The 17,996-nt window shown below is 43.8% G+C and carries 11 protein-coding genes; 10 read left to right on the top strand and 1 reads right to left on the bottom strand.

Annotation, left to right across the window (positions count from 1 at the left end; genetic code table 11):
* Positions 1-44: 44 nt before the first annotated feature.
* The 10 genes from M0R21_07895 (at position 45) to M0R21_07850 (ending at position 14,796) form a co-directional block, all read left to right on the top strand.
* On the top strand, positions 45-3,149 hold the full coding sequence (locus M0R21_07895; GenBank protein MCK9617745.1) for a glycoside hydrolase family 78 protein: 3,105 nt from the start codon (positions 45-47) through the stop codon (positions 3,147-3,149).
* 1 nt (position 3,150) lies between these two features.
* On the top strand, positions 3,151-3,309 hold the full coding sequence (locus M0R21_07890) for a hypothetical protein (protein MCK9617744.1): 159 nt from the start codon (positions 3,151-3,153) through the stop codon (positions 3,307-3,309).
* 177 nt (positions 3,310-3,486) lie between these two features.
* The gene (locus tag M0R21_07885; protein MCK9617743.1) at positions 3,487-6,345 is read left to right on the top strand and encodes a glycosyl hydrolase; all 2,859 of its coding nucleotides are present in this window, start codon (positions 3,487-3,489) and stop codon (positions 6,343-6,345) included.
* A gap of 53 nt (positions 6,346-6,398) precedes the next feature.
* Entirely contained in the window at positions 6,399-6,761 is a 363-nt protein-coding gene (locus tag M0R21_07880) for a hypothetical protein (GenBank protein MCK9617742.1), read from the top strand.
* A 185-nt stretch (positions 6,762-6,946) separates the two neighbouring features.
* The gene (locus M0R21_07875; protein MCK9617741.1) at positions 6,947-7,282 is read left to right on the top strand and encodes a hypothetical protein; all 336 of its coding nucleotides are present in this window, start codon (positions 6,947-6,949) and stop codon (positions 7,280-7,282) included.
* Between the two features lie 40 nt (positions 7,283-7,322).
* Positions 7,323-8,048 carry a DUF1080 domain-containing protein gene (locus tag M0R21_07870; GenBank protein ID MCK9617740.1) on the top strand — a complete coding sequence of 242 codons (726 nt, stop codon included), beginning with the start codon at positions 7,323-7,325 and terminating at the stop codon, positions 8,046-8,048.
* Positions 8,049-8,121: 73 nt separating this feature from the next.
* Positions 8,122-8,313, top strand: coding sequence for a hypothetical protein (locus tag M0R21_07865; GenBank protein MCK9617739.1), 192 nt, complete (start codon positions 8,122-8,124; stop codon positions 8,311-8,313).
* A 317-nt stretch (positions 8,314-8,630) separates the two neighbouring features.
* Complete coding sequence (locus M0R21_07860; protein MCK9617738.1) at positions 8,631-11,873, top strand: glycoside hydrolase family 2; 3,243 nt, start codon at positions 8,631-8,633, stop codon at positions 11,871-11,873.
* 124 nt (positions 11,874-11,997) lie between these two features.
* Positions 11,998-14,091, top strand: a complete 2,094-nt coding sequence (locus M0R21_07855) for a hypothetical protein (GenBank protein ID MCK9617737.1) — start codon at positions 11,998-12,000, stop codon at positions 14,089-14,091.
* A gap of 462 nt (positions 14,092-14,553) precedes the next feature.
* The gene (locus M0R21_07850) at positions 14,554-14,796 is read left to right on the top strand and encodes a hypothetical protein (protein MCK9617736.1); all 243 of its coding nucleotides are present in this window, start codon (positions 14,554-14,556) and stop codon (positions 14,794-14,796) included.
* A gap of 164 nt (positions 14,797-14,960) precedes the next feature.
* Here M0R21_07850 and M0R21_07845 read toward each other — a convergent pair whose 3' ends face one another.
* Entirely contained in the window at positions 14,961-17,669 is a 2,709-nt protein-coding gene (locus M0R21_07845; GenBank protein ID MCK9617735.1) for a UvrD-helicase domain-containing protein, read from the bottom strand.
* Positions 17,670-17,996 lie beyond the last annotated feature (327 nt).

Raw genomic sequence — 17,996 nt, 5'->3', positions numbered from 1 at the left:
GAGAATTGCATTTTATATCACAAATCAATAATATAAATAGAAAGATGAAAATTATTTCAATTCTTATTATTTGTGGATTATCACTTCACTGCTTTGGGCAAATCAAATTGCCGTCAATCTTCAGTGATAACATGGTTTTGCAGCAAAACAGTGAAGCATCGGTCTGGGGGTGGGGTGACCCCGGATTTGAAGTCGGGGTTTCGGGAAGCTGGAGTAAAGACACAGTCAAAGCTATGGTTTCTAACCAGGCGATCTGGAAGGCGAAACTGAAAACGCCTGGCGCCGGCGGTCCATTCACCATTTCCATTAAAGGGAAGGAAGAAGTTGTTCTGAAGAATGTGATGATCGGCGAGGTATGGATATGCTCCGGACAGTCGAATATGGAATTGAAAGCCTACCATAAATTCAACAATGCAGAAGAAGAAGTTAAAAATGACAATTATCCGAATATTCGATTTTTTCAAGTAAAAAAATGGGCAGTGAAACTCCCCAGAATAATTGTTTTGCCCAATGGAAGGAGTGTACATCGGAATCTATACATTCATTCAGTGCCGTGGTATTTTTTTGGAAGGTATTTGCAACAGAACCTTAACGTTCCAATCTGTCTTATAGAGGCCACCTGGGGAGGTACACCTGCTGAAGTTTGGGTAAAAGCAGATATTGTAGAATCCGATTCATTGCTTAAGGCCGGTGCAGCAAAATTAAAAACAATTAAATGGTGGCCCTCACGGCCCGGTGTAGTATACAATGCCATGATCGCCCCGCTGGTGCCCTTCAGGATTGCCGGGGAATGGAAAGCTTCATGGATCGGTTTAGACAGCCTGACTAACCCTGGAGAGCAGCTTAATGAGGTCGTTAATACACGGCTTTCCGCCAGGTATCTGCGTAAGGAGTTTGACCTCAACAAAGAGATTCAGAGTGCTAAACTCCATATTTCCGGCTTAGGGATGTATGAGTGTTACCTGAATGGCAGCAAGGTAAGCAAGGATATTTTCGCACCCACCGCCACGGACTACGATAAACATGTAAACTACAATACTTACGATGTAACTTCCCTTCTTAAAAATGATAAAAATACCATTGGTGTAGTCCTGGGCAATGGTCGCTTTTTTTCATTACGCATGACGAACGACAAGGCTTTTGGTATACCTGTTATTCGCCACTTTGGTTTCCCTAAACTCCTGATGCAAATGGAGATAAAGTACAAGAATGGTAATAAAACCACTATTGTGAGCGATGCAACATGGAAATTATCAACCCATGGTCCCATCATCGCCAACAGTGAGTACGACGGCGAGGAGTACAATGCCAATCTGGAGCTGCACGGATGGAATAAAAATGGCTACAATGATGCAACCTGGATGCAAGCACGCATTGTAGATGCGCCATTGGGGAAGTTGGTAGCCCAGAACAATCCAAACATCATGTCCATGGAGGAGGTAAAACCTGTTTCCATCAAAGAGGTGAACGGGAAATACATTCTCGACATGGGACAAAACATGGTGGGCTGGCTGGCAGTAAAGCTGAACGGAACGAAGGATAAGCCTGTCAAAATGCGCTTTGCAGAAACAACCCAAAAGGATGGCTCGCTTTATATGGCAAATCTTCGCGGAGCAAAGGTGACCAATATTTATACCCCTTCAAAAGATGGCGAATTTTCATGGTGCCCCACCTTTACCTACCAGGGTTTTCGCTATGTAGAAATTTCAGGCATCAGTTATAAGCCGGAGCTCAATGACTTTGTGGGGAAGGTCAATTACGATGAGATGAAAACCATTGGTAGCTTTGAAACATCAAACGAATTAATCAATCAGATATATAAGAATGCCTGCTGGGGCATCAAAGGTAACTACCGAAGTTTCCCAACCGATTGTCCCCAACGCGATGAACGTATGGGCTGGCTTGGTGACCGTGCCACAGGATGCCTTGGCGAAAGCTTTATTTTCGACAACAACCTTCTGTACGCCAAATGGGTGCAAGATATAGAGGATACCCAGAGAGGAAATGGCAGCCTCTGCGATGTGGCACCCAACTACTGGCAGTTTTACAGTGATAACATCACATGGCCTGCGGCATATATTCATGCCGCTAACATGGTATACGGGCAGCGCGGAGATACGCTTCCCATTGTGTTGCATTACGCTTCGATGAAGAAATGGCTCGACTTTATGAAAACCTCCTTCATGAAGGACTACCTTATGGAAAAGGATGTTTACGGAGACTGGTGTATGCCACCGGAGCGATTAGACCTGATTCACTCACAAGATCCCACCAGGAAAACGGATGGTACGTTGCTGGCAACGAGCTTTTACTACCGGCTTCTTGAGTTGATGGCGAAGTTTGCCCGGATAAGTGGACATCAGGAGGATGCAACTGCCTTTAATGTCCTTGCTGTAAATGTGAAGAAGGCCTACAACGATAAATTTCTTGACAAGGGAAAAGGGCAGTACGGGAATAACACGGTCACCGCTAACCTGGCTTCGCTCATGCAAGGACTGGTTCCGGAAGAGTACCAGGATAAAGTTTTCAAGAACATTGTAGATAAAACGGAGGGAGAGTTTAAATCGCACGTTGGCGTTGGGCTTATCGGCATTCAATTTTTAATGCGTGGTCTCACTGCCCATGGAAGAGGTGATTTAGCCTATAAAATTGCGACCAATAGAACTTACCCAAGCTGGGGATATATGATTGATAATAAAGCCACCACAATCTGGGAATTATGGAATGGCAACACTGCAGACCCGGCTATGAACTCGGGCAACCACGTGATGTTGCTTGGCGATTTGCTCACATGGTACTACGAAAATCTGGCAGGTATCAAAACCGATAATAAGATGGTGGGATTCAGAAAAATCATCATGAACCCCATTTTCCCCGACGGCCTGAATCATGTAAAAGCCTCGACGCAAAGTCCCTATGGAAAAATTAGCAGCGAGTGGACAAAAAACGAAAATGGTTTGCAGTGGAATATAGAAATCCCGGCAAACACATCCGCCCTTGTATCCATCCCTGCTGCATCATCAGAAAAAATTTCTGTTAATGACAGTCAACTTAATAGCATTGAAGGACTTACAATCGTTAGCAACAAGGATGGAGTAGTAACCTTGCAAGTGGAATCGGGTAAGTATAGATTTAAAATCGTAAAATAAAATGAACAGACTTCACGAGTTGGCTGTGCGCACAGTTTTGAGCAACCTTCATGGTATCCCCACCGACTGTCCTAACTGTGAAAAATGTGGGTGGCTGGGTGATGCTTACGCATACGTCAACGGTATAAAGTTGGATGTGAAAAAATATGCAGCTATTTAATAACCAATTAATACAAATTAAAGTATGGACCGCAGAATAATTCGTTTTCTCTGGCCGCTATTCGGCCTGTTGGTTTGCTTGCTGGCATTCCAATGTACCCCGGATTCAACTGATTCCCTGAAAGCAGGTTTTCTCAATCCCCCTGATTCTGCAAGACCGGGAGTATACTGGTATTTTATGGACGGGAACACCAGTCGCGAGGCAATGACAGCCGATCTGGAATCGATGAAAGCCGCCGGCATCGGGTACGTTCTTTTTCTGGAAGTGAATGTTGGCGTCCCGCGCGGCAAGGTTGATTTCCTGAGTGATGAGTGGCAGGATTTGTATGTTCACGCGGTTCGCGAATCCGAAAGATTGGGGATACAGATCATCCTTGGGTCAGGTCCGGGCTGGGCCGGCAGCGGTGGTCCATGGGTAAAACCCGAACAATCGATGATGCACCTGGTCGCCAGCTCTACAGAGGTGAAAGGCCCATCGGCTTTCAATGCTATACTCACAAAACCCGAACCTGGAAAACCATTTTTCGGTGAAGGAAGTGTACCAAAAGACCTTAAACAGATTCGTGATGGCTGGTACGAAGATGTCGCGGTGTTGGCCTATCCCACTCCGAAAACCGCAACGGCAATTGCCGATGTGGATGAAAAAGCGCTCTATTACCGGGCTCCCTATTCCTCCCAACCGGGTGTTAAACAATTCCTTCCGGCCCCGGCATCTTATCCCGAAATTCCGGGATCGGCCATTGATCAGTCGAAGATCATTGACCTTACCAAAATGGTACGATCCGATGGCACGCTCCAATGGAATGTTCCGGCCGGGAACTGGACCATTCTGCGGTTTGGCAAGCGCAACAATGGCGCGGTTACGCGGCCTGCACCGAAGCCCGGATTGGGATTTGAGGTCGATAAGTTTGATACGGTGGCCTTCGATGCCCATTTTGATGCCTACATCGGAAAACTCCTGAAGAAGGTGGGTCCACGAAAATCTACAACCGGTGGTTGGAAGACGCTTCATATTGACAGTTGGGAAATGGGGTCACAAAACTGGACCGGCGATTTCCGTGAGCAATTTAAAAAACGGAGGGACTATGACCCCTTATTGTATCTGCCAACCTATGCGGGACAGGTCGTCGGCAGCCTGGAGCTCAGCGAGCGTTTCTTATGGGACGTACGGTTGACATCACAGGAACTTATTATAGAAAATCACGCCGGGAGGCTGAAAGAACTGGGCAGGAGAAATGGCTTCAACCTGTCGATCGAACCGTATGATATGAACCCTACCGCCGATCTTGATCTTGGAAGTGTTGCCGATGTGCCAATGTGCGAATTCTGGTCCGATAAATTCGGCTTCAATTCTGCCTTCAGCTGCATCGAAGCAACATCCATAGCACATGTTCAGGGCAAACCTGTGGTAGGTGCAGAAGCCTTTACCGCTGAATCGTTTGAAGCCTGGAAAAAATACCCAGGTAACATGAAAGACCAGAGCGACTGGGCATTTAGCATGGGAATTAACCGGTTTGTCTATCATACTTTTGCCCATAAACCCTATGGCGACGGGTTAAAACCCGGTGTTACGATGGGCCCGTACGGTGTTCACTGGGATCGTGGTCAAACGTGGTGGCCGATGGTTCCCTCCTATCATAAATATGTTGCCAGGTGTTCCTATATACTTTCACAGGGAACTGCAGTTGCCGATATTCTGTACCTCACCCCCGAGGGTGCGCCGCACGTTTTTCGCGCCCCCGGATCGGCACTCGAAGGAACGGATGTCTTACCCGATAAACGGGGCTACTCATTCGACGGTTGTTCCCCTCTCCTATTGAAAAATGCTGAAGTGGTCAACAAACGGATCGTTTTTCCGGGCAGCGGCTCTTACCGTGTATTGGTTTTGCCCGATGTTGAAACAATGACACCGGAACTGCTTACCAAAATCGCTTCCCTTGTTAAAGCAGGGGCAACCGTGGTCGGCAATCCGCCATCAAAATCACCTTCTCTCGTCAATTATCCCGGGTGTGATAAGCAGTTACAGGCCCTCGCCGCTGAATTGTGGGGCACAAACCAAATAATCGCCGGACATGCGCCTCTAACTACAAGCCAAAACCCGGCGGGGCAGTTTGCCACTGAACTCTATTCACCTTACGATTCCACTGCTGCCCTACTTCTCAAATTAGGTGTTAATCCTGATTTTACGGCATCCGGATCCATCAGGTATAACCACCGGTCGCTGCCCGATCGGGAAATCTATTTTATTTCGAACCGTACCGATCAGCCTGTTGAGGATGTATGCCAATTCAGGGATGGTACTTTAAATGCAGAATTGTGGGACGCGGTAACAGGAGAAATCCGTCCTTTAAACAACCTTGAAAAAACCGGGAACGGTATTTCCATCAATGTAAAACTCGATGCTTCGCAAAGTTTTTTTGTAATATTCAACAAATCACTTAAGCCTGAATCAAAAGAGCCTGTATCCAAAAATGATTTTACCGACAGTCATCCAATCATGACTTTGGAGGGACCGTGGAATATTGCTTTTGATCCCGCCTGGGGTGGCCCCGAAAAAGTGGTTTTTGAAACCCTTTCCGACTGGACAAGACGGCCGGAGGAGGGAATTCGTTACTATTCCGGTATTGCGACCTATTCCAAGACCTTCGATATGCCGGAATCTACCGGTTCATTGAAAAAGTCAGAACTTTATCTGAACTTGGGAAAAGTAAAAAACATGGCCCGCATCCGGTTGAACGGTAAAGACCTGGGTGTCCTCTGGACCTCACCGTGGCAGGTGAATATCTCCGGAGCAGTAAAGAAAAAAGGCAACAAACTTGAGATCGATGTTGCTAACCTATGGGCAAACAGGCTTATTGGTGACGAGTCACTCCCTGATGATGGTATTAAAGACAACAAGTGGCCGGACTGGCTTCTCAACGGTACACCACGGACGAGTGGCCGTTATACCTTTACCACACATCGTTTTTACAAAAAAGATGACCCGTTGATGGAATCAGGGTTGTTGGGACCGGTGAGTATTCTTGAAAGTAAATAAATGGAAGAACTATAAAAGACGATTATGAGACTGAATTCTAAAATTCGACTGTTTTGCCTGAATATAAGCACTATAAGGGAAACACCATGCACCGTGATCACCGGGGGCGTTATGACCAGTATTATAAGAACAATACGGGGCGCAATGACATTGTCGGGGCAAAGGTAGCCCGTGATGCAGAGAAAATTTATTTTTATGTGGAAACGGCCGAAAAGCTTACTCTACAAAACGGACGAAACTGGATGATGTTGTTCATCGATAGTGACCGTGATAAATCTACCGGATGGAATGGATATGATTATATCGTTAACCGGATTAGTCCCAATAACCATAAAGTTATTGTTGAGAAAAATGTCGGGGGGCCGTTGGGAATGGGAACAGGTGGCTGCAACCAAATTTGCGGTCAACAGCAATAAACTTGAGCTTGAAATTCCGAGGGGCATTTTGAACCTTTCTGGTACAGCGATCAACATTGAATTCAAGTGGAACGACAATATGCAGGAGAATGGGAACATTATGGATTTCTATGTCAATGGAGATACTGCACCGGGCGGACGCTTCAACTTCGTTTATTCTGAACGTTAATCTAATATAGCGAATCATGATCAATCACAAAAGTTTTATTCGGAAATCCGTACAGGCAGGTGTTGGATGTTGTATTGCCCTTTCGATTAACGGTGCAAGTTCTGGTCGGATTTTTCCTGATAAAAAAGGAGAAATCAATGTAAATGTTTCAACAGAAGATCCTGCAAAGCCGAATATCATATTCTTTATGACTGATCAGCAGCGCTGGGATGCCATCGTGATAAACAATCCGCACGAATGGAAAAATCTGTATTCGAACAAAAAATACCAAAAAATACGTGAACAGTTAAAAACAGAATTACTCGAAAATATGGCTGTTACTTTTCCCGGATTTCCGATGGGCAAGGGCTAGTTAAAATTCATTTTGACGCAAAAATATTAAATAAATGACCATGAAATTTTTCAAATCAGCTTTCATCAATATTAGCCTAACAGGATTAGCATTAATCCTGATAACTTCAGGGTGCAAAATAGTTAAACTGAATTCTGCTGACAAAGAGGGATATGTCAGAATATTTGATGGAAAAACCCTTCGAAACTGGGATGGGGATTCTAATTACTGGAAGGTTGAAAATGGCAATTTGGTGGGTACAGTTACTCCGGCTACCATACTTAAAAGAAATACGTTTATTATTTGGCGCGGTGGCTTAACTGCTGATTTTGAGTTAAAAGTGGATTATCGCATTTCGGAAGGCGGGAACAGTGGCATCAATTATCGAAGTGAAGAGATTCCGGATTTACCTTTTGCCTTAAAAGGCTATCAGGCCGATATTGATGGCGCCAATAGGTACACCGGGCAAAACTACGAAGAACGAGGTCGCGCTTTTCTGGCTTTGCGTGGTCAGAAAGTAGTACTCGAAAGCGGTAAAAAACCAATATTAGAATCCACCATAGCCAATTCTGATTCATTGAAAAGATACATTAAAAAGGACGACTGGAACGAAGTTCATTTAATTGTTAAGGGAAACCGAATGCAACATTTCATCAACGGAGTTTTGATGAGTGAGGTAACCGATAACGACACCATTAACCGGAAATTTAAAGGATTACTCGGTGTACAAGTACATGTTGGTCCGCCTATGAAAATTGAATACCGAAATTTCCGCTTGAAACAATGATTATTCATAAGATAATGAGGTAAAAAAAGTGTAAAACAGGAATATGGATTTAAATACGAAAAAAGTTATAAATATGAACTCAAAATCAATTGCCTTGGCGCTTTCGGGGATGATGCTATTCTCATGTTCGGTGAAGAAACCGGAGAAGCCAAATCTGGTATTTATCTTTTCCGATCAGCAAACTTTTGACATGTTAGGTTGCTACGGGAACAAGCAGATCAAAACGCCCAACCTTGATCAATCCGCCCTACATAAGGCCGGTTGATCTATTAAAATAAGCTATCTGTTCAAATGCAAAATATTTTTCAAACCAAATGCGATGAGACCATTAATGATCCAATATCGACAAATCAATAATTTGATTATAAAGGTTATACGAAGTAATTTTTTGGCCTTGATTTTCCTTTCGTGTATTCTGTACATTCCGCTACAGGTTAGCGCACAGCGTAATATTTTAACATTTTTCCTGAAAATACCTGGCGGATTCTATACCGCGAAGATGATACCAGACCTATTGTGCCTATAAAATGAATAATTCTCTAACAAATAAGGAAAATGTAATTAATACTAAATCATTAAGTTATGGAAAAAACATTTAAACTAATTATCTGTCTGGCATTTGGCTTTCTTATTGCAGCCTGCGATACAAATAATGCAAAAATTTCGCCAAAGGCCCTGGAATCCGGCTTTGTCACGCCTCCCGACTCCATTCAAACCAGCGTTTACTGGTACTGGATTTCCGACAATATTTCGAAGGAAGGCGTAATCAAAGACCTCCACGCGATGAAACAGGCCGGCATCAACCGGGCCTTTATCGGAAATATCGGTCTCGCAGATATTCCTTACGGGAAAGTAAAAATGCTCAGTGAAGAATGGTGGAATATCCTTCATGCAGCTTTGAAAACGGCAACTGAGCTGAACATCGAAATTGGGATATTCAATTCACCCGGCTGGAGCCAATCTGGTGGCCCATGGATAAAGTCGGAGGACGCCATGCGCTACCTTATCTCTTCAGAATTACGTGTTAAAGGGCCGCAGAAACTCACTCAGAAACTCGAAAAACCAATCGATATCTTTCAGGATGTGAAAGTGATTGCTTACCCCGCGCCAAAAGATGACCAACTCGTTTTGAACAGTCAAAACGGAACAATCACCTCTATGCCAGGCGTTGCCGATCTTTCGAGCATCAGCGATGGCAACAAAAATACGGGGATCACCTTCCCGGCAGGAAATGAATTTATTGTCAACTTCGAGGCTAAAGGGCCATTTACTGCCCGCAGTCTTTCGGTTCGATCCACCGAACGTCCAATGCTTGCCACGGCTCAGTTTCAGGTCAAAACAGCCGGTGGCGAATACCGCACTCTTTCCGAATTTCAAATCAACCGTTCAAACCCGGCACTGAATGTAGGTTTTGAACCTTATGCGCCGGTCGTCGTATCATTTCCGGCTACCACTGCCACTCACTTCCGACTGATTGTGAAAAATGCGAAATCGGGTACAGGACTTGCCGAAGTAATACTTTCCACATCGCCCCGGGTCGGGCGTTACAGCGAGAAGACCCTGGCCAAAATGCACCCGACCCCGCTACCTTACTGGAAAGATTATCAATGGCCCCAACAGCCGGTTGTGGACGACAAGGCTACTGTGATTGACGCATCAAAAGTCCTCGACATTTCGCAATATTTGTCAACCGACGGAACCCTTAATTGGGATGTTCCTGAAGGCGATTGGGTTATCCTTCGCAACGGTATGACCCCCACCGGAACGGTAAACAGCCCGGCCTCGCCCGAAGCTACCGGTTACGAGGTGGACAAGATGAGCAAAAAACTTGTGGAAAAACACTTCTATGGCCACATGGGCGAAATACTGAAACGAATTCCCGAAGCTGACCGAAAATGTTTCAAAGTAGTTGTTCAGGATAGCTATGAAACCGGCGGGCAGAACTTTACCGATGATTTCCTTGCAGAATTTAAGCAGCGATATGGTTACGATCCGGTGCCGTATCTTCCGGTTTACAAGGGCTTGGTGGTAAACAGTGAACAGTCGTCTGACCGCTTTCTTTGGGATATGCGGCGGATGGTTGCCGACAAAGTAGCATACGATTATGTGGGAGGACTGAGAGAGGTTAGCCATAAACATGGATTGAGAACATGGTTGGAAAACTATGGTCACTGGGGGTTTCCGAGTGAGTTCCTGATGTATGGAGGGCAATCGGATGAAATTGGTGGTGAGTTCTGGAGCGAAGGGGAACGCGGAAATATCGAATGCCGTGCAGCAACTTCTTGCGGTCATATCTACGGAAAAACAAAGATTTCGGCCGAATCCAACACCTGCGCAGGTAAGCCATTTAGTCGTTATCCGGCAACGATCAAACAACGTGGCGATCGCTTTTTTGCCGAGGGAATCAATAATACGCTGCTGCATGTGTACATCACGCAACCTTACGAGGACAAAAATCCTGGAATGAATGCCTGGTTCGGCAATGAGTTTAACCGCAAAAATACCTGGTTTTCGCAAATGGATGTTTATACCCAATACCTCAAGAGGACAAACTTTATGCTTCAGCAGGGATTGAACGTGGCCGATGTGGCCTATTTCATTGGCGAAGATGCCCCAAAAATGACCGGAGTCACTGATCCTGCCCTTCCCGTTGGCTACCAGTTTGACTATATGAATGCCGAGGTCATTGAAAAATATATGACGGTAAAAGATGGGCTGATTACTTTGCCTCATGGAACACAATACCGGATTTTGGTACTTCCCAAACTAGAAACTACGCGCCCGGAACTGTTGGCTAAAATCAAACAGTTGGTCAATGATGGTGCAGTTGTTTTGGGCCCGGCACCTAAACGATCGCCCAGTTTGCAAAACCAGCCTGCCGCTGATGAGGAAATTCAAAAACTGGCTGCCAAACTATGGGGAGAAGTGGATGGAATAAAGGTTAAATCCCGGAAATTCGGCAAAGGAACAATCATGAACGGCATAGACATGACCGAAGCCTTTGCGCAGATCAACTGTGTGCCGGACTGCAAGTTGCCAGCGGACAATACTGTCCATTATGGACACCGTACGCTAGGAAACGGCGAAATCTATTTTGTTTCGAATCAAACTTCAGAAACCAAAATGGTTACTCCTGAATTTAGGGTAAAAGATTTGCAGCCAGAACTTTGGGAAGCTACTACCGGTTACATGCGCGACCTTCCGGCTTACGACCAGAAAGAAAATACGACCGTTGTTCCGTTAAAGCTGGAACCTTACGAAAGTGTGTTTATCGTTTTTCGCAAGCAAGTGGGCAAAGCCCTGGTAAGCGGAGTGGAAGCCAATTACCCGGAACCAACCCTTCTCGCTGATCTGAAAGGACCATGGACTGTCAAATTCGATGCTGAACAAAGGGGGCCGGAGGAACCGGTCGTTTTCGAAACACTTCAGGATTGGTCGACTTCACCAGATGACCGGATCAAATACTATTCAGGAACGGCATTCTACAACTGCAAATTCAGTTTGGATAAGATACCCGAGGGAGAAAACGTAATTATCAATCTGGGCCGTGTTACCGCAATGGCCAAAGTCACTGTAAACTGTGCTTATGCCGGAGGATTGTGGACGGCACCTTACCAGCTTGACATCACAAAGTTGGTTAAACAAGGCGAAAACGAATTGAAGGTTGAAGTGGTCAACACTTGGGTCAACCGCTTGATTGGCGATCTGAACCTGCCCGGGAATCTGCGACAGGCCTGGTGTCCGGTCAATCCGTATAAGGCCGACAACCCATTGCAACCGTCCGGATTGTTTGGGCCTGTAAAAGTTTTAAATGTACAGTATTAAAGAATTTATTCAGGTACTCATTTTAATCTTACAGGATATGAAACCCTCATGAGCAAAGGCTCGCCAAAGAAGATGAATATCTCTGAGGGTTCCATGTGACCTTTAAAAAACAAATTATATACACATGAAAAGGAAAAATTTATTTCATCGTTATAGTTTCATCGCATTTGTACTAATGGCATTTCCGGTTGCGTTGTGTTTTGCACAAGACAAACCGGCAAAACCGGAGACTTCTGGTTCCCAGGTTTCATCCACCACTTCTGACGAAAATTATTACCGCGACATTTATCCCGACACCTGGGTGGCAAATGATGCCTTAGGCCGGACGATGCCAGCGTTTTCGGAAGTTGGCCCGGTTAAAAACGACCAGCGCCGGATGGTCGGTATTTTCTACATTACCTGGCACACGCAAGGTCATTACGGCAAATTCAAAAATCCGTACGCTGCTGATGTTTCAAAAATACTGAAAGCAGATCCGAATGCACGTTTAGATGCGAAAAATCCGCTCTGGACCGAAGGCTCGTATCATTGGGGCGAGCCCGAAATGGGTTATTTCCTCAGTCAGGACGAATATGTGATCCGTAAAGACATGTCAATGCTGGCCGATGCCGGCGTTGATGTGCTGGTGATGGATGTGACCAATGCGGTGCGCTATTGGGACGAATGTGAAGTTACCTTCAGTACCTTGCAGAAAATGAAAGCCGAAGGGAATAAAGTACCGAAATTCCTGTTCTGGGCATTCAACGGCCCGGTGATCACCGTTGTTCAGGATTTGTACGAGAAGATTTATAAGAATAAAAAATTCACTGATTTATGGTATTACTGGGATGACAAACCGCTTTTATTATACAACGGAAATCCGAAATTAGATGCCAATGGCGGTGAAGTAAAAAATCCCAATCCGAATTATGAGGCGGCTGCAAAAACGGATCAGAATAATCCGCATTTTGGAAATCCTGATTATACCGAAGAGTCTTATAAAGACTATACTAAAGAGGTGAAAGATTTCTTCACTCTTCGCACGATGTGGTGGGGGTATTATAAATGGGGTGGTAAACGTTTTATCGGTACCGAAGATAACTGGAGTTTTGGTTACAGCATGGCCGATCCCAAAGTAAAAGCATTGAAACCCGAAGAGTTGCTTTCTACACACAAAGGGAAACGGGAAGAGGCAGCTGTCACACCTGCACAACATCCGGTCACAATGAACAGCGAAAATATGGGCGTAGGTAAATCGTGGTCACGGGAAAGTGGTCAGCCCACACTGAATGAATACGATCTGCCAGAGCCAACTTATGTCCCCTGGCTGGGAAAAACGGTTGAGCACCCTGAAGGATATGGCATCTATTTTCAGGAGCGATGGAACGATGCCATAGCTGCCAACCCTGAATTTCTATATGTCAACGACTGGAATGAATGGACTGCCGGGAAATATCAGCCGAAAGGTGGCGGAACAAAACCCTGGCTGGGACGGGATAACCCGTTCTTTTTTGTTGATCAGTATAATGCCGAATTTAACCGGGGCATTCAGCCCATGAAAGATGGGTACACCGACAACTATTACATGCAGATGGCACAGAACATCCGCCGTTACAAGGGCGTTCGGCCAATCCCCAAACTAAAAGGGTATTCCAGGATTAAAACGGATGGTAGTTTTGACGACTGGAACCCTGTAGAAACTGAATATCGTGATACGAAAGGTGATATTTTTCATCGTGACCATAACGGATATGGTGGATTGCATTATACCAATGAATCCGGAAGAAACGATATCGTCACCAGTAAAGTAGCTGTCGATAAGCGGAATATCTGTTTTTATGCCGAAACCAGCGAAAAGTTGACAGCCCTTACCGGCAACAATTGGATGTTGTTGCTGGTTGATGCCGATAATAACCCTGAAACAGGTTGGTATGGTTATGATTACCTGATAAATAAGAATGTAAAAGACGAAAAAACAACAACACTTATGCGTTATGATAGCACTCGTCCGAAGAATCCCTGGGTTGAGGTTGCCGATCTGAAATTTCGTTACGCTGGTAATGAACTGGAGCTGGCTATTCCCCGGAAATTACTTGGACTGACCAGAAACAAATTTACCTTCGACTTCAAGTGGAGCGATAATGCTGCAGATTTGAATAATCCGATTTCTTTGATTATAAATGGCGATACGGCACCAAACCGGAGATTCAATTACAGGTTCATCTGGAAACAAAAATGATCAACAAAACTTTCAATAAAATAATAATGAACGTAATCCCCCGATTATTAATCACTTCTCTTCTGATTTTGATTTTTGTGCTGTCAAGAGCTCAGCTTCCCCCTGCTGGCGCGGATTTGCAATCCGTGCCCATACAATTGATCAAAAAGACTACATTTGCTTAACAGCAATATTCCGGGAATGAGCCGAAAATATAAGTTCCATAATCCTGATGATCTTTATTATGTAACTTTGGCCGTTCAAGGTCGGGTTGATGTTTTTACCTGCAATGAATACAAAGACATTCTGGTTGATAACCTCGCGTATTGCTAAAAACAGAAAGGATTGGAACTTTTTGCATGGTGTATCATGACCAACCATGTACATATGATTGCAAAAGCCGAAGGAAAGTACTCTTTATCAGAAATCACGAATGATTTCTGATAAAGAGTACTTATCTTTGACTATTAAAATGAATAGAACATGGATATTCAAGCAAGAAAACTGCATTTTGTTCAAGAATTTCTTCGGGTTGCAGACGATGAGCTTGTTACGAAACTTGAAAAGTTGCTTCTAATTGAAAGAAAGAAGAAACTAAATAGGGAATTAGATTTACTGACGTTGAAAGAATTCAATGAAATTGTTGAGAAATCTGAAGAAGATTTTGAAAATGGAAGAGTTACAGAAGCTCGAAATCTCATTGACCAGATTGAAACATGGAAGTAAAAATCTTGTGGTCTGATACGTCTCTCATTCAACTCCAGGAGATATTTGACTATCACAATCTTAGGGTCAGTGTATCTGTTGCAAGAAAAATTAGAAGAATAGCTTCATCCTTTTGGGGCAACAAAATAAAAAACCGGTTTTCACCGTGGATCAATATATAATTCTCACAGCCAATTTATTTTGTGATTTACCACATAGGCGCCTCTGCCAATTCGGGTGAAGGCCATTTTACAGTTCGGAAATCCGGCACGGCTGATTTCGTTCGACGACAGTACGCTATTGATGTATTGTCGTTTTTTGCGGTAGGGTGGATGTATCTCATCGGGTATTAATTCTGCATATTTCACCATATCGTCCATGTTGAAGAACGCCATGGTTTTTTCATCAGGGGTGCCTTTTTGGTAAATAGCTTTTTCAGGGTGCAATTCATTCAGGCAACGCATCAGGATAATTAAAAAATAAACCATGCTGTGCGAATTTGCCTGAAATTGCCTGTTGTAAGTCTCGTAGGTCAAACTATTGGGATTAATTAACCTCCAGAAACGGTTGAGTGTTGAAATCGTGGCAGTTTGTGGTTTTCGTTGAAGAATATTTTGCAAAAAACCAGACAGCAGGTAGTTGGCACCAAATTTATCTTGCCGGTCTTTAATCAAAAGGGAGGCGCGTAACTGAATAAGTTCGGGAATCAGTTCGTCTTGTCCATGATATAAGGCAAGCATCAAACCGGTTGCCCCTTCGTCATCGGCACGAAAATCAATCCCGTATTTTTTTACCACCCTTAAGGCTTCGGTTTTACGTCCTAACCTTATGTCTTTGATATACTCTTTTCGGTCCTGCTTCAACTCTTTCATCAACGAAATGGCCCGTTGAAATTGCAATTGAGCCAATTGTTCTATCCAATCATATCGTTGGTGCGCAAGGGCATATTGAAAAAGTTGTTTACGCTCTTTCTTTACTTCGTTTTCTTTTTTGCCCGGATCGAGCGCCAACTGCTTAATAATTTCCAATTGTTCAAAACTCAGGTATTCGTAACCCAGATACTTGGCACGAATTTGCTCTGCTTGCTCAATTTTCCCCTGATCTTCAAGTCGTTGAGCTTCGGCCAGCCATTCTTCCAGTGTTGATTTGACTTCAACAACCTTAATTTCTGATTTGGTTTCCTGCATCTGCAAAAGTTGCAAGGCAGGGTGTTTTGCCTGCTTCTCGAAAATATAAATATTTTTTACGGCCCTCGTAATGGCTACGTACAACGAATTGATATAGAACTTATAAACTTCTGCATCCTTGTCCTGTTTGTCTGCAGGCCGGTTATATACCAACTCTTCTTTAAGCAAATCTGCCGGTGTTACACCTTTGATTATTTCGCGGAATTCGGCTTCGTGGCTCGCGACAAAGTTCAGTAAAATTACATTTTCGTATTCCAGGCCTTTGGCTTCCTGCACACTAAAAATCAAGGGTGTTTTAAAAAATCGCCTGGCTTCGTTTTTCAGTTCGTTGGCAGGTACGATCACTGCATATTGTGTACTGTTTTGAGTGCGCCGGTTGAGTTCGTTTTTCTTTTTTTCCTCGTCCGGATAAAGAAGCACCTCCCCTTTATTTTTGCTTACAGTACCTATCAGGTAATTGCTTTCTTTATCGATGGAACCAAAGCGGGTATTTTTGATTTTCAGTAAATTATTGCCCAATTCCACCACTTGCAAACTGTTCCGGTAGTTCGCCTGTAGAATTTTTATCGGATTGCCGATATCTCCGCTTTCGTAAAAATAGCTTTTTACTTTTCCCCACGAAAAAAAGTTGGGATGTACAATCTGGTTGCTGTCGCCAGTCAGGATAAAGTGATTTTTATGTTTCAACGATTGCAAAATACATTTCAACTGAATGTTGGTAATGTCCTGCACCTCGTCAACCACGATATAATCGTATCGGGGCTTTATTTTTTCCAGATATTGATAGCACAGCACATTACTGTCGTATAAATTATTTTCGTTCAGCCAATCCAGATACTTCAGGAATAACGGGTAAAGTCGTTCGCGCTCGGCAGTTGAAAAGATGGATTGTTTTACGCCTAAATCCAGATATTCCTTCTTCGTGAGATAAGCGGCATGAATGGGCGAACCGGTGATTACGCCCTTAAACTCCTCGAACACACGATAGGGTTCGTTGATTTTTACGGCTTGCGAAAACCGGAAAAACCAACTGTCGAACTGGGGAAAACCAACCTCTCTTCCTTGCGGTTTTTCCCAACTTGAAAGGTAATTATGGAGCGATAAAAATTCTACGTCTTGGTTTTCGGCATCGAAACCATTTGAATAGTAGATTTTTGACGCATTTTCGACCAAAAAGTTCGACAACGAAATGAAGGCTATTTCACCGGGCAGATCTTTTAGCTTTTCGAGTACCAAAGCTGTTTTTCCGCTTCCGGCCGAACCTACAATAATCAATGGCGGATAAAGTGAATAGATGAAATTCTGTATATTATCGAACGAGATGAACTTATTGAGCAAGTGTATCCGGTTCGATTTGTGATTGATAAAAATGAAATCTTCAGCAACAGTAATTTCGTCGGGCGACAGCACCGGCACAAACTTATCTTCATCAGGAAGAACAGCGCCACGTAAAAACCGGCTGCTACTATATTGGTGATTTTTAATAACTTCTAAAACAATCAAATACCTTTTCCCGTCGTAGCTTGCAAAGGTAAAAAGCAACCTGTCGCGAATATCAAGTCTTGCCCTGTAATAACCGGTACCCGCCATTTTTCGCACATCAGCGCTTTTAAAATCGCCTTCCTGTAACTGCTTGATTGTTTTTGAATAGGTCTTTTCAACCGAACTGATATTCAGGTTGTTTAAGTATAAAATGGCAAACTTCATTATTTTTTGTTTATTACAATATTCTGTTAAGCTTTAAGCGGTAGTTGTGTCAGACCAAAAATAAAAAGGCAAAAGTAAAAAGTTGAAAGGGAAAAAACACACTATAGTCAGTTAAAATCGTAGTTTGCGTATAGTAATACCTAAATTGAGCGATTCACAAATTTGGATTGGCTGCTCACATCGCTCGCATTAAAAATTTTGTGAATTTAGTGGAATTTTAGCTTCGGGTAATTTTATTCTATCAATTCTACACCAATGAAACGCAGAGACCTTCTGAAATCAGCCACAACTATTGCAGCCACGTCGTTTTCGCACTAGGAGCAGGAG

This window comes from Lentimicrobiaceae bacterium, assembly GCA_023227965.1.
Taxonomy (GTDB): domain Bacteria; phylum Bacteroidota; class Bacteroidia; order Bacteroidales; family JALOCA01; genus JALOCA01.
Note: the sequence above shows the minus strand (reverse complement) of the source record. Positions and strands in the feature narration are given on the sequence as shown.